Origin of the sequence: Variovorax sp. W1I1 (assembly GCF_030815625.1) — a bacterium.
In the GTDB taxonomy this organism is placed as follows: Bacteria; Pseudomonadota; Gammaproteobacteria; order Burkholderiales; family Burkholderiaceae_C; genus Variovorax; species Variovorax paradoxus_C.
On the sequence record NZ_JAUSWZ010000001.1, the window covers coordinates 4,259,938 to 4,285,466 of the forward strand.

The 25,529-nt window shown below is 67.7% G+C and carries 21 protein-coding genes and 1 pseudogene; 8 read left to right on the plus strand and 14 right to left on the minus strand.

Annotated features, from left to right (window positions below; all coding sequences use genetic code 11):
* Nucleotides 1-2 precede the first annotated feature (2 nt).
* From QFZ83_RS20040 to QFZ83_RS20050, 3 genes are read left to right on the plus strand one after another with little or no spacing between them, the layout of a single operon-like run.
* On the plus strand, nt 3-1,028 hold the full coding sequence (locus QFZ83_RS20040; RefSeq protein ID WP_307509413.1) for an ABC transporter ATP-binding protein: 1,026 nt from the start codon (nt 3-5) through the stop codon (nt 1,026-1,028).
* Nucleotides 1,025-2,020 (plus strand): ABC transporter ATP-binding protein, encoded by a 996-nt coding sequence (locus tag QFZ83_RS20045; RefSeq protein WP_306877880.1) that lies wholly within the window; start codon nt 1,025-1,027, stop codon nt 2,018-2,020. The genes QFZ83_RS20040 and QFZ83_RS20045 overlap by 4 nt, the downstream gene beginning before the upstream one ends.
* Before the next feature lie 16 nt (nt 2,021-2,036).
* Nucleotides 2,037-3,494 carry an amidohydrolase family protein gene (locus QFZ83_RS20050; protein ID WP_306877881.1) on the plus strand — a complete coding sequence of 486 codons (1,458 nt, stop codon included), beginning with the start codon at nt 2,037-2,039 and terminating at the stop codon, nt 3,492-3,494.
* 29 nt (nt 3,495-3,523) lie between these two features.
* Here QFZ83_RS20050 and QFZ83_RS20055 read toward each other — a convergent pair whose 3' ends face one another.
* The 6 genes from QFZ83_RS20055 to QFZ83_RS20080 form a co-directional block, all read right to left on the minus strand.
* Nucleotides 3,524-4,072 carry a DUF6886 family protein gene (locus tag QFZ83_RS20055; RefSeq protein WP_306877882.1) on the minus strand — a complete coding sequence of 183 codons (549 nt, stop codon included), beginning with the start codon at nt 4,070-4,072 and terminating at the stop codon, nt 3,524-3,526.
* 32 nt (nt 4,073-4,104) lie between these two features.
* The gene (locus QFZ83_RS20060; protein ID WP_306877883.1) at nt 4,105-4,317 is read right to left on the minus strand and encodes a hypothetical protein; all 213 of its coding nucleotides are present in this window, start codon (nt 4,315-4,317) and stop codon (nt 4,105-4,107) included.
* A gap of 134 nt (nt 4,318-4,451) precedes the next feature.
* Complete coding sequence (locus QFZ83_RS20065) at nt 4,452-5,354, minus strand: ZIP family metal transporter (RefSeq protein WP_306877884.1); 903 nt, start codon at nt 5,352-5,354, stop codon at nt 4,452-4,454.
* 109 nt (nt 5,355-5,463) lie between these two features.
* Nucleotides 5,464-6,363, minus strand: a complete 900-nt coding sequence (locus tag QFZ83_RS20070) for a dienelactone hydrolase family protein (RefSeq protein WP_307509416.1) — start codon at nt 6,361-6,363, stop codon at nt 5,464-5,466.
* 99 nt (nt 6,364-6,462) lie between these two features.
* A complete protein-coding gene (locus QFZ83_RS20075) occupies nt 6,463-7,218 on the minus strand; it encodes an aspartate/glutamate racemase family protein (protein ID WP_307509419.1) in 756 nt (251 codons plus the stop codon).
* Between the two features lie 25 nt (nt 7,219-7,243).
* Complete coding sequence (locus QFZ83_RS20080; RefSeq protein WP_307509421.1) at nt 7,244-8,134, minus strand: transporter substrate-binding domain-containing protein; 891 nt, start codon at nt 8,132-8,134, stop codon at nt 7,244-7,246.
* 197 nt (nt 8,135-8,331) lie between these two features.
* Between QFZ83_RS20080 and QFZ83_RS20085 the strand changes: the two genes are divergently transcribed.
* Nucleotides 8,332-9,543: a D-amino acid dehydrogenase gene (locus QFZ83_RS20085; RefSeq protein ID WP_307509424.1), complete on the plus strand. Its 1,212-nt coding sequence runs from the start codon at nt 8,332-8,334 to the stop codon at nt 9,541-9,543.
* An 18-nt stretch (nt 9,544-9,561) separates the two neighbouring features.
* Here QFZ83_RS20085 and QFZ83_RS20090 read toward each other — a convergent pair whose 3' ends face one another.
* The 3 genes from QFZ83_RS20090 to QFZ83_RS20100 all read right to left on the minus strand — a co-directional run bounded on the left by QFZ83_RS20090 (nt 9,562) and on the right by QFZ83_RS20100 (nt 11,887).
* Entirely contained in the window at nt 9,562-9,882 is a 321-nt protein-coding gene (locus QFZ83_RS20090) for a multidrug efflux SMR transporter (protein ID WP_306877888.1), read from the minus strand.
* A 6-nt stretch (nt 9,883-9,888) separates the two neighbouring features.
* Nucleotides 9,889-10,356 (minus strand): carboxymuconolactone decarboxylase family protein, encoded by a 468-nt coding sequence (locus QFZ83_RS20095; RefSeq protein ID WP_257858592.1) that lies wholly within the window; start codon nt 10,354-10,356, stop codon nt 9,889-9,891.
* Between the two features lie 109 nt (nt 10,357-10,465).
* Nucleotides 10,466-11,887 (minus strand): PLP-dependent aminotransferase family protein, encoded by a 1,422-nt coding sequence (locus QFZ83_RS20100; protein WP_307509427.1) that lies wholly within the window; start codon nt 11,885-11,887, stop codon nt 10,466-10,468.
* 150 nt (nt 11,888-12,037) lie between these two features.
* On the opposite strand from QFZ83_RS20100, the gene QFZ83_RS20105 reads away from it, so the two are divergent.
* Entirely contained in the window at nt 12,038-12,649 is a 612-nt protein-coding gene (locus QFZ83_RS20105; RefSeq protein WP_307509430.1) for an FMN-dependent NADH-azoreductase, read from the plus strand.
* Here the strand turns inward: QFZ83_RS20105 and QFZ83_RS20110 are convergent.
* The 3 genes and pseudogenes from QFZ83_RS20110 to polA form a co-directional block, all read right to left on the minus strand.
* Nucleotides 12,646-13,548, minus strand: a complete 903-nt coding sequence (locus QFZ83_RS20110; RefSeq protein ID WP_306877892.1) for a LysR family transcriptional regulator — start codon at nt 13,546-13,548, stop codon at nt 12,646-12,648. The genes QFZ83_RS20105 and QFZ83_RS20110 overlap by 4 nt on opposite strands.
* Nucleotides 13,549-13,564: 16 nt before the next feature.
* The gene (locus QFZ83_RS20115) at nt 13,565-14,848 is read right to left on the minus strand and encodes a M20/M25/M40 family metallo-hydrolase (RefSeq protein ID WP_307509435.1); all 1,284 of its coding nucleotides are present in this window, start codon (nt 14,846-14,848) and stop codon (nt 13,565-13,567) included.
* Nucleotides 14,849-14,899: 51 nt separating this feature from the next.
* Nucleotides 14,900-17,714, minus strand: a pseudogene (gene polA / locus QFZ83_RS20120) (DNA polymerase I).
* A gap of 97 nt (nt 17,715-17,811) precedes the next feature.
* Between polA and QFZ83_RS20125 the strand changes: the two are divergent.
* The 3 genes from QFZ83_RS20125 to QFZ83_RS20135 are packed head-to-tail and all read left to right on the plus strand — an operon-like array spanning nt 17,812 to nt 20,135.
* Entirely contained in the window at nt 17,812-18,177 is a 366-nt protein-coding gene (locus tag QFZ83_RS20125) for a hypothetical protein (RefSeq protein WP_307509437.1), read from the plus strand.
* 55 nt (nt 18,178-18,232) lie between these two features.
* Nucleotides 18,233-19,282 carry a homoserine kinase gene (locus tag QFZ83_RS20130; RefSeq protein ID WP_307509439.1) on the plus strand — a complete coding sequence of 350 codons (1,050 nt, stop codon included), beginning with the start codon at nt 18,233-18,235 and terminating at the stop codon, nt 19,280-19,282.
* Nucleotides 19,283-19,292: 10 nt separating this feature from the next.
* Nucleotides 19,293-20,135, plus strand: a complete 843-nt coding sequence (locus tag QFZ83_RS20135) for a BPSS1780 family membrane protein (RefSeq protein ID WP_306877898.1) — start codon at nt 19,293-19,295, stop codon at nt 20,133-20,135.
* Nucleotides 20,136-20,145: 10 nt separating this feature from the next.
* Here the strand turns inward: QFZ83_RS20135 and QFZ83_RS20140 are convergent, their stop codons facing one another.
* Together QFZ83_RS20140 and QFZ83_RS20145 are read right to left on the minus strand one after the other, a co-directional pair.
* On the minus strand, nt 20,146-21,642 hold the full coding sequence (locus QFZ83_RS20140) for a DUF3999 domain-containing protein (RefSeq protein WP_307509442.1): 1,497 nt from the start codon (nt 21,640-21,642) through the stop codon (nt 20,146-20,148).
* Entirely contained in the window at nt 21,639-25,490 is a 3,852-nt protein-coding gene (locus QFZ83_RS20145) for a DUF2339 domain-containing protein (protein WP_307509444.1), read from the minus strand. The genes QFZ83_RS20140 and QFZ83_RS20145 overlap by 4 nt, the downstream gene beginning before the upstream one ends.
* Nucleotides 25,491-25,529 lie beyond the last annotated feature (39 nt).

Sequence of the window (25,529 nt, forward strand, 5' to 3'; positions counted from 1 at the left end):
CCATGTCTCACATGTCCCACGTTGCCCTCGCCCCCGGCGAGCCCCTGCTCGAAGTCGACAACCTGCGCACGCACTTCCACACATTGAACGGCGTGGTGCGTTCGGTCGATGGCGTCTCGTACACGGTGCGTGCGGGCCGCACGCTCGGTGTGGTCGGCGAATCGGGCTGCGGCAAGAGCGTGACCGCGCTCTCGATCCTGCGGCTCGTGCCCACGCCGCCCGGCCGCCATATGGGTTCTGTGCGCCTGCGCGGCACCGACCTCATGCAACTGAGCGAGCGCGAGATGCGGCAGATCCGCGGCAACCGCATCTCGATGATCTTCCAGGAGCCGATGACCTCGCTGAACCCGGTGCTCACCGTCGGACGGCAGATCGCCGAGACGGTGCAGCTGCACCAGAAGGCCAGTCGCGCCGAGGCGCTGCAGCGCGCGGTCGAGATGCTGCGCGTGGTGCAGATCCCCGAGCCCGAGCGGCGCGTGAACGAGTACCCGCACCAGCTCTCGGGCGGCATGCGGCAGCGCGTGATGATCGCGCTGGCGCTGGCCTGCAACCCCGAGGTGCTGATTGCGGACGAGCCGACCACGGCCCTGGACGTGACGATCCAGGCGCAGATCCTCGACCTCATCAAGCGGCTGCAGAAGGAACTGGGCATGGGCGTCGTGATGATCACGCACGACCTGGGCGTGGTGGCCGAGAGCTGCGACCGCGTGGTGGTGATGTATGCCGGCAAGAAGGTCGAGGAAGCCGATGTGATCGATCTCTTCGACCGTCCGCTGCACCCCTACACGCGCGCACTGATGGCCTCGATGCCCGCGATGAACACGGCGAGCGCGCGGCTCACGGAGATTCCGGGCCTGGTGCCGGCCGCGCATGAACTGGGGCGCGGCTGTGCGTTTGCTGCGCGCTGCAGCCATGCGCGCGAGCGCTGCCGCGTCGAGACGCCGCAGCTCACGCAGCAAGGCGGCGACCATGTGGTGGCCTGCTTTGCCGTCGAAGAACAATGGGCCGATGCAGAGGTGACCGCATGACGACGACCGCAGCCCCGCTGCTTCAGGTGCGCAACCTGCGCAAGCACTACATCTCGCCCAAGCGCTGGCTCCGGCCCGCGAAGCCGGCGATCCAGGCGGTCGATGGCGTGTCGTTCTCCGTCGCGCGCGGCGAAACGCTGTCGCTGGTCGGCGAGTCGGGCTGCGGGAAGACGACGACCGCGAAATCGGTGATGCGGCTGGTCGAACCGACCTCCGGCTCGGTGTCGCTCGACGGCGAGGAACTGCTCACGCTCTCGCCCAACGAGATGCGGCTGCGCCGGCGCCAGTTGCAGATCATTTTTCAGGACCCGTATGCCTCGCTGAACCCGCGCCTGACGGCCGGCGACATCGTGGCCGAGCCGCTGCGCAACTTCGGCATGGGAGCAGCCGCCGAGCGGCGCGAGCGCGTGCAGTGGCTGTTCTCGCGCGTGGGCTTGCGGCCTGAAGCCGCGAAGAAATTTCCGCACGAGTTCTCGGGCGGGCAGCGGCAGCGGCTGGGCATTGCGCGCGCACTGGCGCTGAACCCGAAGCTCATCGTCTGCGACGAGCCGGTCTCTGCGCTCGATGTGTCGGTGCAGGCGCAGGTGGTCAACCTGCTGATGGATCTGCAGGCGGAGTTCGGCATCGCATATCTCTTCGTCGCGCACGACCTCGCGGTGGTGCGGCACATCAGCCACCGCGTGGCGGTGATGTACCTCGGGCACATCGTGGAGATCGCGGACCGCGACACGCTGTTCTCTGCGCCGCTGCATCCGTACACCGAGATCCTGCTGTCGGCCGTTCCCGTGCCGAATCCGCGAACGCCCGCGCGCCGCATGCTGCTGCAGGGCGATCCGCCGAGCCCCGCGAACCCGCCTTCGGGCTGCCGCTTCCACACGCGCTGCCCGATGGCGCAGGCCGTGTGCAAGGAGAAGGTGCCGGCGCTGACGGAACGCCCTTCGTCTTCCAACGGTGGCGCCAGCACGCACCTGGTCGCCTGCCATTTCCGCTGAAGAAAGAGCCTCACCGATGACCGACAAGACACCCCATTACGACCTGCTGATCCGCGGCGGCACCGTCATCGACGGCACCAAGGCGCCGCGCTTCGACGCCGACGTCGGCATCGTCGGCGGCCGCATCGCCGCCATCGGCAAGCTCGCGGGCCACACGGCCGACCGGACGCTCGACGCCACGGGCCGCATCGTCGCGCCGGGCTTCATCGACTCGCACACGCACGACGACCAGGCTGTGCTCTCTCAGGCGCAGATGCCCTTCAAGGTGTCGCAGGGCGTGACCACGGTGGTGGCGGGCAACTGCGGCATCAGCGCCGCACCGCTGCGCGTGGACATGGACCTGCCGATGCCGCTCAGCCTGCTCGACACGCCGGCCGAGGGCCGCTTCACCACCTTTGCCGCGTACCTCGATGCGCTGCGCGCCACGCCGTCATCGGTGAACGTGGCCGCGATGGTGGGCCACTCGACGCTGCGCGCGGTGGTCATGTCTGACCTCGACCGTCCCGCGAACGAAGCTGAAATCGCCGCGATGCAGGCGCTGGTCGAAGAGGCGATGCAGGCAGGCGCCATCGGCCTCTCGACCGGCACCTTCTACCCGCCAGCCGTGAAGGCGACCACCGAGGAAATCATCGAGGTCGGCCGCCCGCTTACGTCGCGCAAGGCGCTCTACGTGACGCACATGCGCGACGAGAGCGACCGCGTGATGGAGTCGCTCGAAGAGACTTTCCACATCGGCCGCGCGCTCGACATTCCGGTGGTGGTGTCGCACCACAAGGTGCAGAACGCGCAGAACTTCGGCAAGACGAAGGTCACGCTGCCCTTCATCAAGGAAGCGATGCAGCACCAGTGCATCGGTCTCGATTGCTACCCGTACACCGCAGGCTCCACCATGATCCGCACCGACCGCGGAATGATGGACGGCCGCGTGCTCATCGCCTCGAGCGTGCCGCACCCCGAATGCGCGGGCCGTGACCTGAAGGACATCGCGGCCGAATGGGGCGTGTCTGGCGAAGAGGCGGCTCAACGCCTGCAACCCGGCAGCGCGATCTATTTCATGATGGACGAGGACGACGTGCAGCGCATCCTCGCCTTCGACGACACCATGATCGGCTCGGATGGCATCCCGCTCGGAGAGAAGCCGCATCCGCGCTTGTGGGGTACCTTCCCGCGCGTGCTCGGGCACTACAGCCGCGATGTCGGACTGTTCCCGCTGGAGACTGCCGTGTGGAAGATGACAGGGCTTACCGCGCGCAACTTCGGCCTGCATGAGCGCGGCACGCTCAAGCAGGGCCACCATGCCGACGTGGTGATCTTCAACGCGGCCACGGTGCGCGATACGGCGAACTACGAAACGCCGACGCAGCCTGCCGAAGGCATCGATGCGGTGATCGTGAATGGCGCTGTGACCTGGCAGCACGGCGTGCACAGCGGTGCGCGCAACGGGCAGGTGATCGTGCGGCGCGAGCCGGTCTGACGAAGCGGGTCGGCCCTGCGCCGGCCCGACTACACCGTCTGCTGCCAGCCGACGGCGTTCCTGAGCCGGATTCCACTCGCCTGCAGGGATGATTCCCAGACTGGCTTGAGGGGAACGAGAGACTCGACGACCCGCAGTTCCGTGCGGCTGGCCTGCAACTCACTTCGAAGGTCCGTCGTCCTGGTCGCGCTGCTGGGCACGACCGTTTCGCGCGAAACCCACATCCCTGCATCCTGGATATCGGTGAAGGTATCGGAGGGAAGTTCGTAGCGCGTCAGTTCCGCGCGCTCGAAGCGCTCGACCCAACGTTCTTCGATGTACGCCACGGACGACATGCCCGGTCGAAGATCACCGAGCCACGCCTTGCGATCCGTGTCCGTCGCGGAGGCCGCGGCCCGGATGACGACGCGAGGACACTCGCGGGGGAAAAGATAGAGATGCTGGTGCGCCTGCGCGATGGCCCAGACCAGAGGACCATTCAGCCATTCCAGGCCCTGTCGGCGCTCGGCGGGGACCTGCACGGGCCGGGGCACGAACCGATCGATGTCGGCCTTGTCGCTGAAGTGGAAAAGACGCATGGCGGGGAGCGTAACCGCCCCGCCGAGTCCGATCAGTCCGGCGCGTTAATCACCCGGTCGAACTCTTCGTCAGCCGGCACGTTGTCGGCATCGAGTTCGCTGGCATCGGTCAGATCGATGCCGGTTTCTTCCGAGAGGTCATCCGTGATGTCGCTGTCGGTTTCCTCGAAATCGTCGGCTGGCGTGTTGTCGTCATCGTCTTCGGATGGCGAGGCGGAACGCGCGGTGGCGTCGACGTGATTCATGATCGGCTCCTCGGCAGATGAATGCTGTACGGCCCCCTATGGTGCGCCTGTTTGGACCGTTGCGGTTCATTCGGGCGGCAGCGTCGGTGTCGGAAAGTTTCCCGCCCTGCCCGCTGCCCCTGCAAGCCGCGCCGTCAATCCTTGTGAACGTGCCCGTGCTCCCCGTGCCCCGGGTCGTCGTGGCCATGGTCATGTCCGTGCTCGCCGTGCGCGAGCCGGCTCACCAGCGTGACCAGCACGATGCCCGCGACCAGCCACAGCACCTGCGCGGCGGTCTGGCGGGCGGGCAAGCGTTTTTGCAGTTGCGGAATCAGGTCGGCCAGCGCTACATAAACGAAGCTGCTTCCGGCCAGCACCAGGAAGTACGGCAGCCAGCCGTGCAACTGGTCGACCAGCCACCAGCCGGCGATGCCGCCGAGCATGGTCATGGTGCCCGCGAGCGAGACCTTGACGAGCGCCGCGCGCTGGTTGGCCGAGCTCTGGCGCAGCACGACGAGGTCGCCGATGTGGTGCGGCACCTCGTGCGCGAGCACGGCGATGGCGGCCACGAGACCGAGGCGCATGTCAGCGATGAAGGCCGAGGCGATCAGGATGCCGTCGCCGAAGCAGTGCACGCTGTCGCCGGTGAGCACGGCCCAACTGCCGCCGCCCTTGGGCGTGTGGGCATGTGCGTGACCGTGGTGGTCGTGTGCGTGGTCGTGACCGTGGTCATGGCCCTTGTGCGCATCCGGTGTCTCGCCATGGTGATGCTCGTGCCCGTGGTGCCACAGCTCGGCCTTGTCGAGCAGGAAGAAGAACACGAGGCCGAACAGGAGCACCGCGAAGAGCAGCGCCGGTTCGATGCGGCTTTCGAAGGCCTCGGGCAACAGGTGCATGAAGGCGGTGGCGAGCAGCGCGCCGGCCGCCAGGCTCAAAAGATGCTGCGGGTTCACGCCCCCCGAGCCGCTGCGTACGCCCACACGCAGCAGCAACGCTGCCAGCCAGACGCTTCCGATACCGGCGACCAAGGTCGCGGCGATGATGACTATCAAATTCATAGCTGCTTGCGCAAGAGGAGCGGTCGGCAGGACCGCATACCGTTCATAAAAAGGAAAAGGCCGTCACACAGGACGGCCTTCGGCGGAGAGTGGCTACAAGGCGCCGTGTTCAGGCGACGCCATTGGCTTTGAACCAGGCTGTGGCGCGTTGCCAGCCGTCGTCCGCCGCGCTCTTTACATAGCTGGGGCGGTAGTCGGCATGGAACGCGTGGCCTGCTTCGGGATACACGACGAAGCTCGATGCCTTGGCCGCCGCAGTTCCATTGGCCAAAGCAGCTTTCATCTTATCAACCGTGTCAAGGGGGATGCCCTGGTCTTTTCCGCCGTAGAGGCCGAGCACCGGCGCCTGCAGGCTGGCGGCGATGTCGATGGGGTGCTTGGGCGTCAGTTCGCTCGATTGGCCGACCAGCCGGCCGTACCACGCCACGCCCGCCTTGACCTTGCCCGTGGCCGCATACAGCCACACGATGCGCCCGCCCCAGCAGAAGCCGGTGATGCCGGCCTTGCTGGTGTCGCCGCCGTTGGCCTTGGCATAGGCGAGCGCGCCGTCCAGGTCGGCGATGACCTGCGCATCGGGCACCTTGCTGACGATGTCGGCCTGCAGCTTCGGGATGTCGGTGTAGCCGCGCGGATCGCCCTGGCGCGCATAGAGCTCGGGCGCGATGGCCAGGTAGCCCAGCTTGGCGAAGCGGCGGCAGGTGTCGGCAATGTATTCGTGCACGCCGAAGATTTCCTGGATCACCAGGACGACCGGCAGGCCGGTCTTGCCGGCCGGGGCGGCGGCATAGGCCGGCACCTCGAAGCCGTTGACGGTGTACTTGATCGGGCCGGCCGTGAGGCCTTCGGTCGAAGTGCTGATGGCGGTCTGCGCCATCACCGGCATCACGGCGGCTGCGTAGCCGACGCCGATGGCGGCTTTCAGTGCGGTGCGGCGCGTGGCGCCCTGCTCGGTGCTGTCGCCGGGGCGAAGCGAATCGAAGTCGGAACGGCTGTCGTCGAGTTGGGACATTGGACGGGCTCCAGTTGATCGTCGGACAAGGGGCGTTGCGCGAAAAAACGCACGCCGCAATGTAGGCGAAATCGACCGGGCGCCTCTATGCCCGGGAATTCAGTGGGGTTGGCCCTGCAGGCCGTAGGCCCGACGGGCCAGCGCAGCCGCCAGCACCGCTGCCGGATCGACCAGGCTCAGCCCGGCCACGGCGGCCGAGCCCTGCAGGCCCAGCGGAACCTCGGTGCAGCCCATGATGATGCTGACGGGCCCGTGCCGCTCGGCCAGCCGCAGTGCGACTTCGGAGAAGCACTGCTCGGCCAGCGGCATGTTGCCGGCCTTCACGCCGTCGAAGATGCCGCGCATGATGGTCTGGCGCTCCTCGGCCAGCGGCACGTGGCAGCCGAGGCCGGCTTCGGCCAGTGCCTGTTCGTAGAGACGCACGCGGTAGGTGCCCTCGGTGGCCATCAGCGCCACCTCGGTCGCGCCCTGTGCGGCCAGTTGCTGCGCGGTCTCGCGCGCCATGTGCAGCAGCTCGACCTGCGGAAATCGCTCCTGCAGGTTGGCATGCCAGGCATGCGCGGTGTTGCAGGCGATGGCCACGGCCCGGCTGCCGAGCGCGGCCAGCCGGCCCAGCGCCTGCAGCATCGGCTCGAGCGGCTGGTGCGCGCCGATGTCTGCCGAGGCCAGCGCGCCGGTGCGGTCGGGCACCGGCACCTGCGCGAGCCAGTGTTCGGGAAAGGATTGGTCGCGCACCGGCTCGCCGCGTGCGCGCATCTGCTGCGCACAGGCCTGCACGAAGAGCCGGACGAAGTCGGCGCCCGCCGCAGGGCCCATGCCCCCGAGGATGCCGACGACCTGCGTTGCTGCGACCATGTCTTTTCTCTTGATGCGGACCGGATCAGGTCGCAGGCTTGTCGCTGAAGGCTTTCAGGTTTTCCTTCAGCTGATCGCTCATCGGCAGGTTCAGCGGCACGTTCTTCGGCGGAATCGGCTGCATGAACCACTTGGTGTAGAGCTTCTCGAACTCGCCGCTCTTCATCATGCCGATGAAGGTGTCGTCCACCAGCTTCTTGAAGGCCGGGTCGTCCTTGGGCAGCATGCAGGCATAGGGCTCGACCTGCAGCGACTCGCCCACCACTTCGTAGTCGGCGGGGTTCTTGGAGTTGGCGATCAGGCCGAACAGCAGGATGTCGTCCATCGCGAAGGCGACGGCGCGGTCGCTCTCCACCAAGAGGAACGCATCGGCGTGGTCCTTGCCGAGCACGATGTCCATGCCGAGGTTCTTCTCGGTGTTGTACTTGCGCATGACCAGCGCGTTGGTGGTGCCGGTGGTGCTGGCCACGGTCTTCTTGGCGAGGTCGGCGTAGTCCTTGATCTTGGAGGACTTCTTCGTCAGAAGCCGCGTGCCCGTGTAGAAGTGATTGACCGCGAAGGCCACGTCCTTGCCGCGCGCGCTGTTGTTGGTGGTGGAGCCGCACTCCAGGTCGACCGTGCCGTTGGTGATCAGCGGAATGCGGTTCTGCGAAGTGACCGCCATCAGCGAGACCTGCAGGTTGGGCTTGTTCAGCTTTTTCTTCACCGCTTCGACCACGGCGTTGGAGAGCTCCACCGAGAACCCGATCGGCTTGTTGGGGCCGTCCAGGTAGCTGAAGGGCACCGACGATTCGCGGTAGGCGAGCGTGATCTTGCCGGACTCGGCGATCTTGGCGAGCGTGTCGGCGGCTTGCGCGCCGGTGGCGGTGAAGAGCACCGCGGCAGCCATGGATGCCATCAAGACGGAGAGTTTCATTCGAGCCTTCATTCGGTTGGATTGAACAGAAGCGCAGTGTAAGAAGGAGTGACACATCGGGACAATTCCAAATAACCCCGGGGTCATGCCCAAAGGTTATGGGCGGGGGTTCTTTTGGCATTTCCGGGCGGCGCGGGGCGCCTCTACAGTCGCAGGCAATCTCTTCCTTGTCTCCTCACTCCCCGAAAGTTGCCTTCATGCATGTGTGTGTGCTCGGTGCCGGCATCGTGGGCCTGGCCACCGCCTGGCAGCTCGAACGCCGGGGCCATCAGGTCACGGTGATCGACCGCGCGGCGCCCGGCGCGGGCGCAAGCGGCGGCAACGGCGCGCAGCTGAGCTACTCGTACGTGCAGCCGCTGGCCGATCCGTCGATCTGGAGGCAGCTGCCCAAGCTGCTGCTCTCGCCCACCTCCCCGCTCAAGCTGCGGCCGCAGCTCGACCCGCTGCAGTGGCGCTGGGGCATGGAATTTCTCGCGGCCTGCAATGCAGAGACCTCGCGCGACACCACGGCCAAGCTGCTGGCGCTGGCCGCATCGAGCCGCACCGAATTCGAGGCCATGCAGGCCGACGTCGCACCCGACTGCGACTTCTCGGCCACCGGCAAGCTGGTGCTGTACGCGAGCTCGGCGTCGCTCGAAGGCGCGCGTGCGCAGCTCGAGCTGCAGCGCACCATGGGCAGCGAGCAGCGCATCGTCACGCCCGACGAGTGCATCGCGATCGAGCCCGCGCTCGCGAGCTACCGCGGCCAGATGGCCGGCGCGGTCCACACGCCGAGCGAGTGCGCGGCCGATTGCCTGAAGGTGTGCGCCGAACTGATGCGAGTGCTCAGTGCGCGCGGCGTGCGCTTCCTGCTCGGCACCGATGTGCATGGCTTCGCGCGCAATGGCCATCGGATCGCGGCAGTGAACACCAGCCAGGGCGACATCGAGGCCGATGCCTTCGTCATGGCGCTGGGGTCGGCCTCTCACAGGCTCGGCCGGGCACTGGGCGCCTACCTGCCGGTGTATCCGCTCAAGGGCTACAGCATCACGGTGGAGGTCGATCCTTCGCCCGGCGCGGCACCGACCGTGAACGTGACCGACAGCGCCCGCAAGGTGGTGTTCGCGCGCATCGGCTCACGATTGCGCGTGGCAGGCATGGCCGAGCTGGTGGGGCACGACGCGAGCATTCCGGCAACGCGCATCGAGACGCTGACGGCCGCCACGCGTGCCGTCTTCCCGCATGCGAGCCGGCTCGAAGAGCTGCACCCGTGGACCGGCATGCGGCCCGCAACGCCGAAGGGGCTGCCGATCATCGGGCGGCTGGAAAGCGCGCCGTCGAACATGCTGTTCAACACGGGCCATGGCGCGCTGGGTTTCACGCTGGCCTTCGGCTCCGCATTGAAGATCGGGCAGGCCCTGCAGGCCTGAGCGCGGCCGCGCACGACCTCAGCTGGTGGAAACCAGCTTGAGCCCGATCACTCCCGCCAGGATGAGTGCGATGCACAGCAGCCGCAGCGGCGCGGCCGAGTCGCCCAGCACCACCACGCCCACGATTGCTGTGCCGGCTGCGCCGATGCCGGTCCATACCGCATAGCCCGTTCCCATCGGCAACGTGCGCATCGAGAGCGCCAGCAGCACCACGCTCGACAGGCCGGCACCCACGGTGAACAGCGCGGGCACCAGCCGCGTGAAGCCTTCGGACGACTTCATCGCGAAGGCGAAGACGATCTCCAGAAGCCCGGCGATGCCGAGCAGTGTCCAGGCCATGGCGCGTCAGGCCGCAGCCGCAGCCGCAACCGTGGCGGCGGGCGTCGAGCGGAAGGTGACGCCGAAGCGATTGAAGGCATTCATCAGGCTGATCGCGTAGGTGAGATCGGCCAGCTCCTTGTCGCCGAATTCGGCGGTGGCGGCTTCGTAGTCGGTATCGGGCACGCCCGTCTCGGCGACGCGCGTCACGGTTTCGGCCCAGGCGAGTGCCGCGCGTTCGCGGGCACTGAACACCGCGCCCGCGTCGTGCCACACCGGTACCAGCACCAGCTTGTCGACCGCGAGGCCCGACTTCAGCAGGTCGCGCGAATGCATGTCGATGCAGTAGGCGCAGCCGTTGATCTGCGACACCCGCAGGTAGACGAGATCGACCAGTTGCTTGGGCAGGCCGCTTTTCTGGACGGCGACATACACCCCGCCGAAGGCCTTGTAGACGTCGGGCGAAACCTTGGCGTAGTCGATGCGATTGCTCATGAGGAGTCCTTGTGTGTTTGCTGATTGAGAAGGACTCTATGGTCGAATATCTTGGCCCAGTTCAGAAGAGCCAAGAATGGCATCCGGTTCTAGACCATGATTCCCCGCATCACATCAAGGCCAGGATGCGCTTTCCCAGCTTCTCGGCCGTCGCCAGGGAATCGATGTTCGTGAAGTTGACGAGCAATGCCGAGGCGCCCTTGCCGATCTGCTGCCATTCCGACAACGCCTCCGCGAAGAGGCCGTCTTCCCGCATGCGCAGCATGAGCTTGCGGTCCGACTGGCGGCCCGTCAGCCGCAGGATGAGGTGCATGCCGCCGGGCAGCGCGTCGATCTTCACGTGCTTTCCAAGCACCTTCTCCAGTCCCGCCTTGGTGGCCTCGCGGCGCTCGGCGTAGAGCTTGCGCATGCGCTGGATGTGGCGCGCGAAGTGGCCCTCCTTGATGAAGGCCGTGACGATGGACTGCGTGAGTTCGGGACTGCCCCCGGCGAAGGTCTGGATGATCTGCTCGAAGCGCTCGACCTGCGCTTGCGGCACCACGAGATACGCCAGCCGGAGGCTCGGAAAAAGCACCTTGCTGAAGGTGCCCGCATAGAGCACGCGCCCGTCGCGGTCCAGGCTCTTGAGCGCAGGCAGGGGACGGCTCACATAGCGGTACTCGCCGTCGTAGTCGTCCTCGACGATCCACGCGTTGTTCCGCCCCGCCCAGTCCAGCAGCGCGAGGCGCCGCTGCAAAGACAGGGACACGCCCAGCGGGCTCTGGTGCGCCGGCGTGACCACGGCCATGCGCGCACGCGGCGCCGCCCGGACGCCTTCGGCAACGACCATGCCGTCCGCGTCGACCGGCACCGGAACGGTCGCGATGTGCATCTGCGCGAGCAGTTCGCGCGTGGGCGGATAGCCCGGGTCTTCGAGCCAGACGCGGTCGCCCGCCTTCAGCAAGGCCAGCCCGATCAGCTCGATGGAGTGACGGTATCCCGAGGTCACGAACACCTGCGACGCCGCGCAATGGATGCCGCGCGATACCTGGAGGTAGGCGGCGATTTCCGCGCGCAATGCGGGCTGGCCGTAGACGGAGGGATGCGTCATGTCCGACGGCTGCATGGCCCGCGCGCACCGCGCACCAAGGCGTGCCCATATCTTTCGGGGAAATTCGTCCAGCGCGGGCAAGCCCATCTGGAACGGAAGGATCGAATACGGGCGAAAGCCGATCGATGAAGTCCCGTTGTCGATCACGGGCGACGGCATGGCCACGGGCGTGCGCGGCTTGAGGCCCGGCGTGACGATGGTGCCGGCCTGGCCGCGGGCCTGGATGTAGCCCTCGGCGGTCAGCAGGGAATAGGCCGTGTCGATGGTGCCCCTGGCTAGGCCTAGCTCCTTGGTCAGTGCGCGCGCCGAGGGAATGCGGTCGCCCGGCTTGAGCAAGCCGCTGGCGATGGCGCTGCGCAATCGCTCGTAGATCTGGCGGTAGTAAGGCTCGACCGCGCTGGGGTCCAGGGGCGAGAGGTTGCTGGTCTTCCCGGCGGTCATGAAGAGCCTTCTTTCTCAGCCCGTTCAAGGTGAACGTGGCGTGGTGGTGACGGCAAATTATGGATCAGTGCCAATCTTCACTCATGGCTCTATGACGTAGGCCATGCGATTCCTAGACTTTCGCTTTCACAAGAATCTGAAGTGGTCACTATGAAGATCCTGCACATCGTCTGCAGCCCCCGCGGGGAAGCCTCCGAGAGCTACCGGCTCTCCCGAAAGATCGTCGCGCGCCTCATGGGTCGCGAGCCGGCTGCAACGGTGACGAACCGGGTGATCGGCGGCAACGCCCTGCCCCATATCGACGCGAACTACGCGCTCGGCCAGCATTCGGCAACGGCCGAGATCACGCACGGCGGCTCCATGGCCCAGTCCGACGAACTGATCCAGGAACTGGAGGATTCGGATGCCGTGGTCATCGGAACGCCGATGCACAACCTGGGCGTGCCCTCGGCGTTGAAGGCGTGGATCGATCACGTCGTGCGAGCGCGCCGCACCTTCAACACGGGCTCGGGCGGCAAGGTCGGCACGCTTCGCGACCGGCCCGTATTCATCGCCATCGCTTCAGGGGGCAGTTTTTCCGGAGAGTACGCACGGCAGCCGGATTTTTTGACGCCGTACCTGACGGTCATCCTGGCCCAGATCGGCTTGAAGGACCTGCACTTCTTCTCGGTGCAGGGAACGAGCCTGGGGCCACAGATTCTTGAGGAATCGAGGACGGGCGCCGACGAAGCTCTGCAGGCGTATTTCCCGCTGCGCGTCTAGAGCGTTTCCTGAATCGCCTGCTGCATGCAGCGCGTGATGCCGCGCACCGCCACCGAATCGGGCCGGCCGGTGAAGCGCAGCGCGCGCACAGGCACCGGGATGTGCGGCTCGAGCGTGAGCACATCGACCTTCTCGCGGTCCGCCGAGCGCGCGGTGCAGCCGTCGACCAGCGCCACGCCGAGGCCGTGGTGCGCCATGGCCAGTGCCGCGTGGTAGGTCTGCACCGTCACCACCGCCTGCTGGAAGCCGACGCCGGCCTGCCGGCAGGCCTGGCTCAGGCTGGTGCCGACAGGGTCGCGGCTGTCCAGGCCGATCACCGGGCGATCGACCAGGTCGTGCAGCGCCACCGAGCCGTTGCGCACCAGCGCGCGCGGGAGCATGCCCTTGGGCGCGATGCAGACCATGCGGCTGTCGGCCAGCGTCTCCTGCGTGAGCGAGGGGTGCACCACGGGGCTGAAGGCGAAGCCCACGTCGGCCTCCTGCAGCAGCAGCGCCGACATGATCTGCGGCGAGTGCAGCGACTCGACGGTGATCGCGTAGCCCGGATGCTTTTCGCGAAACGCCTTGAGCGCGCGCGGCAATATCTCGTAGCTCAGCGCCAGCACGCTCAGGATGCGCAGCTCGCCCGTGTCGCTGCCGGCCTTGAGGTTGGAGGCCAGCCGCTGCACTTCGTCGAGTTGCGCGAAGAGGCGCTCGATGTGCGGGTACAGCGTGAGCGCCTCGGTGGTCGGCGAGAGCCGCCCCTTGGCGCGCTGGAACAGCGGAAAACCCAACTGCAGCTCCGCGTGCTGCAGGGTGCGGCTCACCGCCGGCTGCGTGATGTTGATGAGCCGCGCCGCCGCGCTCACGCTGCCGGTCAGCATGATGGCGTTGAAGACCTCGATGTGACGCAGCCGCATGAAGGGGCCGCCGGGGTCAGTTGCCGGTCTTGCCGCGCGAGATATCCATCACCATGCGCGTCGCCAGGTACAGGCGCGGTTCGATGGAATCGATCAGCACGTATTCGGCATCGGCCGAGTGCGCGCCGAAGCCCTGCAGGCCGAAGCGCTCGACAACGGGCGCCTTGGTCTTGAGCGAGGCGAAGGCGGCGTCGGTGCCGCCGCCGGCAGCCTTGTCGTCCGCACCCAGCGGGCGGCCGAGTTCGTCCTTGTAGATGGCCTGCGCATGCTTGGCGAATGCGATCGAGGCGGCGGTGGCTTCGAGCGGCGGACGGCGGCGCTCGAACTTCAGCTCGACCTTGGCCTCGGGAATCAGCTGCTTCTTCACGCGCTCGTTGACCTGCTGCTCGATGCGGTCGTAGTCGGCGACCTTGAGCACCCGCACGTCGGCGCCCGCTGTGGCGGCGGCCGGAATCACGTTGCGGTTGCTGCCCGATTTCGAGATGGTCCAGTTCATCTTCAGGCCCGTGGCCGGGTCGGAGAGGTCGCGCATCTGCAGGATCTGGTGCGAGAGTTCGTAGAGCGCGTTCACGCCCAGCTCGGGCGCGGAGCCCGCATGCGAAGCCTTGCCGGTAACGTTCAGCGTGACCGAGGCGATGCCCGCGGTGGCCAGCGAGAGCTTGTCGTCCTTGATGGAGGCGCCTTCGAACGACATCACCGCATCGTGCTCGCCGCCCAGCCGCGTGAGGAGCGCGCGCGAGCCGGGCGAGCTGATTTCCTCGTCGCCATTGATCAGCACAGTGAGCGTGCCGTACTCCTTGAACTTCAGCGCCTGCAGCATGGCCACCGTGTGCGTGATGACGGCCACGCCCTGCTTGTCGTCGGAAATGCCCAGGCCATAGGCCTTGTCGCCATCGATGCGGAACTGCTGCTTGTTGAGCATGCCCACGGTGTAGACCGTGTCCATGTGCGCGATGAGCATGATCTTCTTGGTGCCCGAGCCCTTGAAGGTGGCGCGCACGACGCGGCCGATTTTCTCGGGCGTGTCTTCCATGCGGTAGGCCTCGGCGCTCGGGTCGATCAGCTCAACCTCTCCGCCCAGCGCCTTGAACTTCGCGGCGATGAGGTCGGAGATTTTTTCCAGGCCGTCGAGGTCGCGGCTGCCCGACTCGATGGAGACCAGCTCCTTGAGCGTGTCGAGCAGCGCGGGCTTTTCTTTCGCGGCGAGCGAGGCGATGCGGGCATCGGGGGCGGCGAAGGCGGTGCCGAGGAAGGCGGCGCAGACGGCGGCGAGCAGGAATTTGCGGGGCTGGATTTTCATGGGTGCGGTTCTTCTTTGGTCTTGTCTCGTATCTCGTAACTTCGTAACGCGTCAGTGGGCCTTGTCCCAGTTGGGGCCAACGCCGATCTCGGCGAGCAGCGGCACCTTGAGCGCCGCCACGCCGGCCATCAGGCGTGGGATTTCGGTGCGCACCCATTCGACTTCGGCCTCGGGCACCTCGAACACCAGTTCGTCGTGCACCTGCATGATCATCTTGGTGGCGCGCTTCTCTTCGTCAAGCACGTTCTGTACCTTGACCATGCTCAGCTTGATGAGGTCGGCCGCCGTGCCCTGCATCGGCGCGTTGATGGCCGCGCGCTCGGCGCCGCCGCGGCGCGGGCCGTTGGGCGAATTGATCTCGGGCAGGTACAGGCGCCGGCCGAACACGGTCTCGACGTAACCCTGCTCCTTGGCGAGCGCCTTGGTCTCGTCCATGTACGCCTTCACGCCCGGGTAGCGCGCGAAGTAGCGCTCGATGTAGGAGGCTGCGGCCTTGGTCTCGATGCCCAGGTTCTTCGCGAGGCCGAAGCTGCTCATGCCGTAGATGAGCCCGAAGTTGATGACCTTCGCATAGCGGCGCTGCTCGCTCGACACCTGGTCGGGCGTGGAGCCGAACACTTCGGCGGCCGTCGCCCGGTGCACGTCGATGCCTTCGGTGAAGGCGCGCAGCAGCGACTCGTCGCCGCTGATGTGGGCCATGATGCGCAGCTCGATCTGCGAGTAGTCGGCGCTGGCGATCACGCTGCCCGCGGGTGCCACGAAGGCTTCGCGCACGCGGCGGCCTTCGGGCGTGCGGATCGGGATGTTCTGCAGATTCGGGTCGTTGCTGCTCAGGCGCCCCGTCACCGCGACGGCCTGCGCATAGTGCGTGTGCACGCGGCCGGTGCGCGGGTTGGCGAGCTGGCCGAGCTTGTCGGTGTAGGTGCCCTTGAGTTTCGAGAGGCCGCGGTGTTCGAGGATCTTGGCGGGGAGCGGGTAGTCCTCGGCCAGTTTCTCCAGCACTTCTTCGTCGGTGCTGGGCGCGCCGCTCGGCGTTTTCTTGACCACCGGCAGGCCCAGCTTGGTGAAGAAGATCTCACCGATCTGCTTGGGCGAACCAAGGTTGAAGGGCTGGCCCGCGATCTCGTAGGCCTCCTGCTCCAGCGCCATGATGCGCGTGCCGAGTTCGTGGCTCTGCGCGGCGAGCGTGGCGCTGTCGATCATCACGCCGTTGCGCTCGACGCGGTAGAGCGCCTCGCTCGAATCCATTTCGAGCTGGTAGACGAAGCGCAGCTTCTCGTTGGCTTCGAGCTGCGGCCACAGCGTGCGGTGCACGTCCAGGGTCTGGTCGCTGTCTTCGCACGAGTATTCGGCGGCCTTGGCGATGTCGACCTGGCTGAAGGAGATCTGGTGCGCGCCCTTGCCGCACAGGTCTTCGTAGGAGATGCCGCTGCGACCCAGGTGGCGCTCGGCCAGGGACGCGAGGCCGTGCGGCTTGTGCACTTCGAGCACGTAGCTCTGCAGCATGGTGTCGTGCGCATAGCCCTCCACCTCGATGCCGTGGTTGGCGAACACATGGCGGTCGTACTTGATGTGCTGACCGAGCTTTTTCTTCTCGGGGTTCTTGAGCCATGGCTTGAGCTTGGCGAGCACTTCGTCGATGGGCAATTGCGCGGGCGCATCGGGATAGTTGTGCGTGAGCGGAATGTAGGCCGCTTCGCCGGGCTCGACGCTGAAGCTCACGCCGACGATCTGCGCGACCATTTCGTCGAGCGAGGTGGTCTCGGTGTCGATGGCGGCGAGTTCGGCGGCTTCGAGCCTCGCGAGCCAGGTGTCGAACTGCTCCCAGGTGGTGATGGTGTCGTACTTGAGGTTGCTCGCGGGCGCGGCGGCGTCGAGCGCGCTCAGGTCCGAAGGCTCGTCGAACAGGCCGCCCTGATCGGTGTTGGCCTTGGCGGCCTTCTTCTTGGCGTTCTCCTCGATCAGCTCGGGCGGCACTTCCTGCGCTTCGAGCGTTTTCACGAGACTCTTGAAGCCGAACTTCTCGTAGAAGGGCTTGAGCTCGCTGGTCTGCGGCGCGCCGACCGGCAGGCCTTCGAGGGACGGCAGGCCGGTGACGTGGCCTTCGAGGTCGCAGTCGGTGCGGATGGTGACGAGCTTGCGGCTCAGCGGCAGCTTGTCGAGCGCCTTGCGCAGGTTCTCGCCCGCGGCGCCCTTCACTTCGGCGGCGCGTTCGACCAGCGCATCGAGCGAGCCGTATTCGAGCAGCCATTTAGCGGCTGTCTTCGGGCCGACCTTCTCGACGCCGGGCACGTTGTCGACCGAGTCGCCCACGAGCGTCTGGTAATCGACCATGAGGTTCGGCGGCACGCCGAACTCGGCCGTGACGCCGGCCACGTCGCGCTTCTTGCCGTTCATCGTGTCGATGATGGTGATGTGCTCGTCGACCAACTGGCTCAGGTCCTTGTCGCCGCTGGAGACGATCACCTCGACGCCCTGCGCGGCGGCGATCTTGGCGAGCGTGCCGATCACGTCGTCGGCCTCCACGTCGGGCACCGTGAGCACCGGCCAGCCCAGGAGCTTCACCACTTCATGGATGGGGTCGATCTGGCTGCGCAGGTCGTCGGGCATCGGCGAGCGGTTGGCCTTGTATTCGGGATACCAGTCGTCGCGGAAGGTCTTGCCGGGTGCATCGAAGATGCAGGCCGCGTAGTCGGCGCGCACCTCGCGGCGCAGGCGCGGTCATCATGTTGATCATTCCCCGGATGGCGCCGGTGGCCGGGCTCTTCGGATCGCCGGGCACGGCGCGCAGGTCGGGCATGGCGTGGAAGGCTCGGTAGAGATAGCTCGAACCATCGACGAGCAGCAGCGTTTTCTTGTCGGTCATCGGGCCATTTTGCCGTGCCCGGACCGGCGCGCAGAACCACGGCGCCATGCGCCCGGCACCGACACCCTTGGCGCAGGTGCGCGCCTACAATGAAGGCATGCCTAGCTCCACACTCCTGATTGCCCGCCGCATCCTGCTGGCGCTGGCCTTTGCAGCCCCCTTCGCCGCCGCGCAGGCGCAGTCCACGCCCGCTGCCACCCCGGCACCGGCGGAGCCGCTACAAAATCAGGAGCAGGCCGACGGCCGCCGCAACCAGAAGATCGAGCACATCCATACGGAAGACAGCGGCGCCTCGGTCGACGAAGTCCGCTACGGCGGCCGCACGCAGAGCATCAACGTCAAGCCGAAGTCGAACATGCCGGGCTACGAAGTGCTGCCCAACGACGGCGGCACCGCCCGGGGTTCGAGCGACGCGAATTCCGGCAGCAGCGGCGCCCGCGTCTGGAACGTGATGAAGTTCTGACCGTGCCCTCGTCGTTCCAGTCCCCCGCATCCCCGGCTCGTCGCTGAGCACCCCCATGGCAGTTTTTACCGAAGTCGAGTTCGGCGAGGCAGACGCGCTCGTCCAGCGTCTGGGCATGGGCGCGTTGCGCGACCTGCGCGGCATCGAGGGCGGCATCGAGAACACCAACTACTTCGCGACCACCGAGTCCGGCGAGTTCGTGCTCACGCTGTTCGAGCGCCTCAGCGCCGAGCAGTTGCCCTACTACCTTTGCCTCATGAAGCACCTGGCGGCCCGGGGCCTGCCGGTGCCGGAACCCGTGGCCGACCCGGCCGTGGAAGCCCCCAAGGGCCACGCGCTGACGGTGCCCGCCAATGCGCCCTGCGAGCTGCTGCACACCGTGGCGGGCAAGCCGGCGGCGCTGGTGCAGCGCCTGTCGGGCCACAGCGAACTCGCCCCGACCGCCGCGCACTGCGCCGAACTGGGCGAGATGCTGGCGCGCATGCACATCGCCGCGCGCGACTTCCCGCGCATCCAGCCGAACCTGCGTGGCCTCGCGTGGTGGAACGAGACCGTTCCGGTGGTGCTGCCCTACATCGACGAATCGCAGGCCGCGCTCCTGCGCGCCGAGCTCGCCTACCAGAACCACATCGCCGAATCGTCGGCCTACGCGGCGCTGCCACGCGGGCCGGTGCATGCCGACATGTTCCGCGACAACGTGATGTTCGCGACCGACGGCGAGCCCGGTTCGGCACCTCGCCTCACCGGCGTGTTCGACTTCTACTTCGCCGGCACCGATACCTGGCTCTTCGACCTCTCGGTGTGCCTGAACGACTGGGCCATCGACCTCGCCACCGGCGTGCACGACGCCGCGCGTGCCGACGCCCTGCTCTCCGCCTACGAAACCGTGCGCCCGCTGAACGCCTCCGAGCGCGCCCTGCTGCCCGCGATGCTGCGCGCTGCGGCGCTGCGCTTCTGGATCTCGCGCCTCTGGGACTTTTACCTGCCGCGCGAGGCCAGCATGCTCAAGCCCCACGACCCCACGCACTTCGAGCGCGTGCTGCGCTGGCGCGCCAACCACCCGCATGCCATGGCGCAGGCTCTCGAGCCGCTCATGGCCGCATGATCCGGACCCCATGAAACTCAACCTCGTGCCGGCGCGAACCGGCGCCGCCTGGGTCCGCTCCGGACTCAAGACCTTCTGGCAGCAGCCGCTGGCCTTCATCTCCCTGTTCTTCCTGTTCATGGCGGCGATCTCGATGGTGTCGGTGCTGCCCATCATCGGCAGCGTGATCGCGCCGGTGCTGCTGCCCTTCATGACGCTGGGCCTGATGGTGGCGACTTCGGTGGCGCACGAGAACAGCAACCCCGACGGCCTCATCCGTGCGACCCGCCCCGGCGACCTGCAGCGGCCCACGGGCTCCGCGATGTTCGTCGAGGTGTTCGGCGCCATGCGCGCCGAATGGCGCTCGCTGGTGGTGCTGGGCGTGATCTCGGCGGTGTACTTCGTGTTCGCGGTGATGGTCACCGCGCTGGTCGACGGCGGACAGCTCATGCGTGCCTACCTGCTGGACGACGCGATCTCGCCCGAGGTGATGGCCAGCAGCGATTTCCAGCTGGCCCGCGTGCTCCTGATGTGCCTGAACCTGCCGCTGTCGCTGGCCATGTGGCACGCGCCGGCGCTGGTGCACTGGCACCGCGTGGAGCCGGTCAAGAGCATCTTCTTCAGCATCGTTGCGCTGTTCCGCAACTTCGGCGCCTATGCGCTCTTCGTGCTCTCATGGTTCGGCGTGTTCCTCCTGGCCGGCATCGCGATGGGCTTGGTGGCCACCGTGCTGGTGGGCGTCGGCGCACTGGGTGCGGGCGGCGCGGCCGTGGCGGTCGGCAACATCCTGATGATCGGCACGGCGCTGGTGCTGGCAGCCATGTCGCTGAGTTCGACCTGGTTCACCTTCCGCGACAGCTTCGATCCGAACTGACCGTCGCCGGTCAATCACTCGCAGCCCTGTCCTTGCGCAGGCTCGCGAACAGCGACCACGCCATGCCTGCGAGCAACAGCAGGCCGACACCCAAGGCACCCCATAGCCACCACTTGCGCGACGGATCGTTCGGCGCCGTCTCGGGAACGGGCGCGAGCGCTGCAGCGGCGACTGCCGCTTCCACCGCCGCCACGGGCAACGTGACCGACGCATCGTCCGCCACGACGGGTTTGTCTGCGGCGTAACCCGGGATCAGCGTAGACAACGCGAGTGGCGCCCCCGGCACCGCACCTTGAACCGCGCCCTTGTCGGGCGCTGCACTCCACGCCAGCGAGAACGGCGCGCCGCCCTGAGCAAGAAACACCAACGTGCGCGGCGTGGCACCCACCGCAATCGTCGGCGGCGTTGCGCCGAGCACGCTCACCGGACCTGAAGTGCGCAGCCTGAGGTGCGAATACACCGCGCCGTCGAGCGCCAGCACCGGCGACCGCGCTTCGCCGCCGGCCTGCGCGAGCCGGTACACGACCGTGTCGAGCAGCGGTGCCTCGCCCGGGCCGGTGGGCAATGGGGTCGTTCGACGCTGCTGGTGCCGCAACGCGTAGAGCGGGTTGCGCGGCACGAACTGCTGTTGCGGCGGCGCCGAAGCCGGTGCGGCATCGACCAGGCCCGACACGCCGACCTGCGCCAGCGTGTTGATGTCGGCCAGGTCGATGCGCAGGCTCTGCACCGGCAGGCCGCGCGGCAGCGAGTAGTCGCAGTAGTCCTCGGCGCAGCGCTCGGGTTTCAGCGCGCCGGACCATTCGATCGGCGCCGCCGGCTCGACCTCCTGCACGCTGTCGATTTCCACCTTGGCGAGCGGTGCGCCTTGTTGCGGATCGCTCCAGCGCAGGCGCAGGAAGCGCGTGCGCAGGTTGCCCAACTCGACCGCCATCCGCTCGATGGTCTGGCCGCCGTGAGCCAGGCGCACCAGTTGCTCCTCGCCGCCCACCGGACGCCATTGCCGCATGTCCTCGCTGGCCTCCAGCCGGAAGGCGAACAGGCCTCGCGCATCGGGCGCGACTTCGAAGCGCGCCTGCAACAGACTGCCCTTGACCTGGCTCACGTCGATGAGCCACTGCGTCGCGTCGTTCGGCTTGGGGGTGGCCTTGTTGTCCAGCGCCAGCGAGCCGTCGGGTCGCACGGTGAACGCAAGTGCGGTGTCGCCAGGTGCGGCATTGCCGGGCAGCGCGAAGATCGGCACTGCCTGCGAGGCCGTGCGCGGCGCGGCCGCCTCGTTGCGCAGCCAGGCATAGGGCACCGCGTGCCCGGCGGCGTTGTGGACCCGCAGGTCGCCGAGGTCGCCATAGGCGGCACGGCCGTAGATGGCAAGCGGCAGCGTGAGCCGGTGGTACGGCCCGGTGCCGTGCAGCGCGATGGGGGCGGAAGTGACCGGCTGCGCCTGCGCAGCGCCTGCCGCAGCCGCGGCCATCAGCGCGATGAAGACGACATGAATCGAACGATCGCTCATACCGCACCTCCTTCAGCCGGTGCCGTCTTCGGCTCCGCCTCTTCCTTCTTGGGCGGCACCGGCGCGAAGTACCCCACCAGCAACAGCAAGGCCCCGACGGCGATGAACGACACGATGCGGAACAGCCCGCCGCGGTCCGCCAGTTCGACGAAGAACAGCTTCAGCACCACCACGCCGAGCAGCGCGGCACCCGCGATCCACAGCGTGCGCACCCGGCGCCCGTGGCCGAGCACCATCGCGACCACGCCGCAGATCGCCCAGGTGATCGACAGCGCCGCCTGCGTGAGCCACGAGGCGTAGAGCGCGTCGAAGCGCCATTCCACGCCCGCGTAGTGATGGCAGGTGCGCAGCACCATGCCGGTCAGCAGCGCGAGGCCGGTGAAGCCGACCGCGCCCTTGGCGACCATCGGCTGCACGCGCGCGAACGAGCCGGGCGGCAGCGCGCGCCACCAGAGCACCATCGCGAACAGCACGAGCCACTGCGCGAGTTCGAGCGGGTTGAGCAGCGGCACATACGGCAGCGGCGCCGCATCGCCGGGGCTCACCGCGTTGGTGACCCAGACCCATGCGAACAGGTACACCGCCACCGGCGTTGCGGCGAGTTCCAGGTAGGCGCTGCGGTATTCGCTGAGCGGCCAGCGCTGCAGCAACACACGCGAGCGCAGCGCCCACAGCGCCAGCGCCGGCACGAGGGCCCAGCCCAGCAGTTGCCAGCTCGACCACTCGGCACCGACGCGGCCGAGCTGCCACTGGCATTCGCGCGCCGCGAGCAGCAGGAAGAGCCAGAAGCCCGCGACGTGGAACGGCGTCAGCACCGAGGCGTCGAGCCAGCGCTTCTGCGCGCGCAGCAGGCGCAGGTGCCACACGAGCGCCAGCGGCCAAGCGATCCAGCCGAGCGCGCTCGACGGCACGTAGAACAGCGTCGGCCCACCCGCGATGCCGTAGGCGGCGATCAGGCCGAAGCCGGGCAGCGTGGCCAGGGTCGCCCGGCCGAGTTGCGACCAGTCGCGCCGGTGTGCCACGAGCGCCGACAGCACGGACGTCACGAGCACCACCGCCATCGCGACCGCCGGCACGTGGCTCGCCAGCGCGTGGAGGTTCAGCACCCGGACGCTCTCGTCCAGCGCGCCGAACAGCCACCAGAACAGGCCCCAGACCACCGGCGTCCACAGCACCGGGGGAAGGGCACACCAGGCGTTGACCCAGCGCTTGCGCGCCACGCCAGTGGGCTCGCCCGCGCGTGGCCGCGCTTCGTCGCGCAGCCAGTCGCCGGCCAGCAGCGCCGTGAGGCCCATCACCACCGGCGTCCAGAAACCAAGGTGCCCGAAGGCGGGACGCAGCACACGCATGTCGCCCCCCATCTCCGCCAGCGTGACGAAGAGAATCGCCGAGACCGCGTGCAGCACGCCCGCAAACGCCGCGAGCGGCAGGTGCGCCATGCGCAGCGCCACCCACAGCACGACAGTGGCAGTCAGTGGCCACAGCAGCGCGGCTTGGGCGAGGCTGATCTGGAACAGCATCGCGAGGTGCAGCAGGCCCACGCCCGCGATCACGCCCACCACATTGCCGACCGACCACACCGGCTGCACGCCGCGCGCGAGTGCCGCGCGGTGCGCCTGCAGCATCGACCAGGCGGCGCTGCCGAGCACGCTGAGGGCGATCAGGCAGGCGGCCGCGGCGCCCTGCCAGCCGCTTTCGAGCGCCCGCCCGGCATCGAGCCCATCGCCTGCGCGGTGCAGCGTGGCGATGAAGCCCGCCACCGCCAGCGCCTGCATGCCGAAGCTCACGTAGGTGAGCGGCAGCAGCGCGAAGCGCACGGCAACCGCGAAGGTGACCGATGCGAGCACGGCCGTCGCGGCCGCGGCCCAGGGCGGTGTGAACCACTGCCACAAGAGCAGCGTGAGCGCGGCCATGCCGAGCCACGGCAAGGCGCTGCCGACGATGGCTTCGAGGCGGTCGCCTTCATCGAGCTTGGCGCGGCGGTGCATGGCCCACATCGCGAAGGCACTCGCCGCCACCAGCAGCGGGCCGATCACCGAGCCCTGCAGCAGCGGATGCCCGGCGGCCCCATCGACCTGCGTGGCTTCGAGCAGCTTCCACACGGCGCCGGCGAACACGAGGAACGAGAAGGCCCGCGCATAGACACGCCCCTGCCGCGCACCCAGCCAGTACATGCCGGCCGCCTCGACCGCCCACGCCGCGCCGGTCCACTGCCCTTCGAGGCCGAGCGGAATCGCGAGCGTGCCGAAGATCACGCCGACGATGGCATAGGCCTCCGCCAACAGCGCGAGGCCCTTGGGCTGCGTGGCGAACACCAGCGGCCCCATCACGAGATAGAACGCCGCGAGCGCCATCGCCGAGAAGGCGGCGCCGTATTCCCACGGATGCATCAGCAGGTACTGCATGCCGAAGGCGACCATCGGCGTGCCGAACACCAGAGAGCTGTCGACCCGGCCGGCGCGGCGCAGTGTGTCCAGCGCGCGCGTCGCCAGCGGCTGCGCGGGCTGCACCGGCGCATCGAACAGCGTTCGGCGCGCGAAGAACAAGCCGATGGCGGTGAACAGCAGGAAGAACACGACGAGGAACGGCTGCACGATGCCGTACTGGTCGTCGGTGTAGTACTTGTGCGCCCAGCCGGACGCGAGCGTGAAGGTGCCCACGAAGCCGATCAGGTTCAGCACGCGCCAGGCCTTGAACCACGCGATCAACACGATGCCCACGTCGAGCACCAGCAGGTAGGTGAAGAGGCCCACCGGCTGGTTGGAGCCGGTCGATGCCAGCACCGGCGCCGCGAAGCCTTCGAGCGCGGCGACGATGGCGAGCAAGGGCGCGTTCTGCAGCACCGCCAATGCAGCACTCAGCACCGCCACGCCGAACAAGAACGCGAAGCCCACGCTGGCCGGCAGCAGGCCGCTGAGCTTCATGGCCGCGAGCGTCGTGAGATAGAAGATGCCGATGCCCGCGCCCTGCAATATCAGCGCATAGCCCGCGCGCTTGTGGCGCAGCAGCCAGCCCAGCACCAGCAGGCCCGCGCCCACCAGGGCGACTGCGGCGTAGCGCAGCTCGATCGGCACGGTGACGCGCTCGGCCGTGTAGCGCAACAGGAAGGCCAAGCCGAGGAACAGGATCAGCACGCCGAGCTTCACCAGCATGTTGCCGCCGAAGATCAGGTTGGCGATCGGTGCGGGCAAGCGGTCGCGCAGCGGGACCGGTGGTGGCGGAGGCGGCGGGGGTGGGCGGCGAACCAGCGGCGGCACCGCGACCTGCGGCGTGGGTGTGACAACGGGCTCAGGTGCGCGTGGCGCGACGGGTTTTTCTGCGGAGGGAGCGACGGGTGCTGCGGGCGGGATCGGCGCTTCTGCAACCGGCTTCTCGACAACGACAACAGGCTGCGGGACCTGCATGGTCGCGATGCGGGGCCGCGTCATCTCGGCAGCTTGTGCCGCCGCAGGTTGAGCCAGCGGCAGCGAAGGCGACTCCGCAACCGGCGTGCTGGCCATGGAGGTGGCGAGGTCGCCGATTGGCGCGGCTGCCGTCGGGACGACGGCTACATCGCTAGCGCCCTGCGCGAGCCGGCGTTCGAGTTGGCTGACGCGCTCCTCGAGTTCTGTCACTCGCTGCTGCAGCTTCAGCACGCCGCCTGCGGGTGCTGTCGCGGCCGGCGTAACGGCGACGCGGCCATCCGGCAAGCCGCCCTCAGCTTCGGTGCGCTGCGGTTCGCCCTTTTTCTTCTTGCCGAACAGCTTGGCGAACGCAAACGCGCCAAGGAGCGCAAGAGCCAGCGCCACAGGCACCGATTCGAACAGCGCCCCAATGAACAGGCCGGCCATCATGCCTATGAACCACATCCCCGACTCCCCTTGTTTTGGCGAGTCCGGAGTGTACGG

What these genes read in the sequence shown, in the direction of transcription:
- QFZ83_RS20040 (WP_307509413.1), top strand. Translation starts at nt 3, where the DNA reads ATGTCTCACATGTCCCACGTTGCCCTCGCCCCCGGCGAGCCCCTGCTC.
- QFZ83_RS20045 (WP_306877880.1), top strand. Translation starts at nt 1,025, where the DNA reads ATGACGACGACCGCAGCCCCGCTGCTTCAGGTGCGCAACCTGCGCAAG.
- QFZ83_RS20050 (WP_306877881.1), top strand. Translation starts at nt 2,037, where the DNA reads ATGACCGACAAGACACCCCATTACGACCTGCTGATCCGCGGCGGCACC.
- QFZ83_RS20055 (WP_306877882.1), bottom strand. Translation starts at nt 4,072, where the DNA reads ATGCGTCTTTTCCACTTCAGCGACAAGGCCGACATCGATCGGTTCGTG.
- QFZ83_RS20060 (WP_306877883.1), bottom strand. Translation starts at nt 4,317, where the DNA reads ATGAATCACGTCGACGCCACCGCGCGTTCCGCCTCGCCATCCGAAGAC.
- QFZ83_RS20065 (WP_306877884.1), bottom strand. Translation starts at nt 5,354, where the DNA reads ATGAATTTGATAGTCATCATCGCCGCGACCTTGGTCGCCGGTATCGGA.
- QFZ83_RS20070 (WP_307509416.1), bottom strand. Translation starts at nt 6,363, where the DNA reads ATGTCCCAACTCGACGACAGCCGTTCCGACTTCGATTCGCTTCGCCCC.
- QFZ83_RS20075 (WP_307509419.1), bottom strand. Translation starts at nt 7,218, where the DNA reads ATGGTCGCAGCAACGCAGGTCGTCGGCATCCTCGGGGGCATGGGCCCT.
- QFZ83_RS20080 (WP_307509421.1), bottom strand. Translation starts at nt 8,134, where the DNA reads ATGAAACTCTCCGTCTTGATGGCATCCATGGCTGCCGCGGTGCTCTTC.
- QFZ83_RS20085 (WP_307509424.1), top strand. Translation starts at nt 8,332, where the DNA reads ATGCATGTGTGTGTGCTCGGTGCCGGCATCGTGGGCCTGGCCACCGCC.
- QFZ83_RS20090 (WP_306877888.1), bottom strand. Translation starts at nt 9,882, where the DNA reads ATGGCCTGGACACTGCTCGGCATCGCCGGGCTTCTGGAGATCGTCTTC.
- QFZ83_RS20095 (WP_257858592.1), bottom strand. Translation starts at nt 10,356, where the DNA reads ATGAGCAATCGCATCGACTACGCCAAGGTTTCGCCCGACGTCTACAAG.
- QFZ83_RS20100 (WP_307509427.1), bottom strand. Translation starts at nt 11,887, where the DNA reads ATGACCGCCGGGAAGACCAGCAACCTCTCGCCCCTGGACCCCAGCGCG.
- QFZ83_RS20105 (WP_307509430.1), top strand. Translation starts at nt 12,038, where the DNA reads ATGAAGATCCTGCACATCGTCTGCAGCCCCCGCGGGGAAGCCTCCGAG.
- QFZ83_RS20110 (WP_306877892.1), bottom strand. Translation starts at nt 13,548, where the DNA reads ATGCGGCTGCGTCACATCGAGGTCTTCAACGCCATCATGCTGACCGGC.
- QFZ83_RS20115 (WP_307509435.1), bottom strand. Translation starts at nt 14,848, where the DNA reads ATGAAAATCCAGCCCCGCAAATTCCTGCTCGCCGCCGTCTGCGCCGCC.
- QFZ83_RS20125 (WP_307509437.1), top strand. Translation starts at nt 17,812, where the DNA reads ATGCCTAGCTCCACACTCCTGATTGCCCGCCGCATCCTGCTGGCGCTG.
- QFZ83_RS20130 (WP_307509439.1), top strand. Translation starts at nt 18,233, where the DNA reads ATGGCAGTTTTTACCGAAGTCGAGTTCGGCGAGGCAGACGCGCTCGTC.
- QFZ83_RS20135 (WP_306877898.1), top strand. Translation starts at nt 19,293, where the DNA reads ATGAAACTCAACCTCGTGCCGGCGCGAACCGGCGCCGCCTGGGTCCGC.
- QFZ83_RS20140 (WP_307509442.1), bottom strand. Translation starts at nt 21,642, where the DNA reads ATGAGCGATCGTTCGATTCATGTCGTCTTCATCGCGCTGATGGCCGCG.
- QFZ83_RS20145 (WP_307509444.1), bottom strand. Translation starts at nt 25,490, where the DNA reads ATGTGGTTCATAGGCATGATGGCCGGCCTGTTCATTGGGGCGCTGTTC.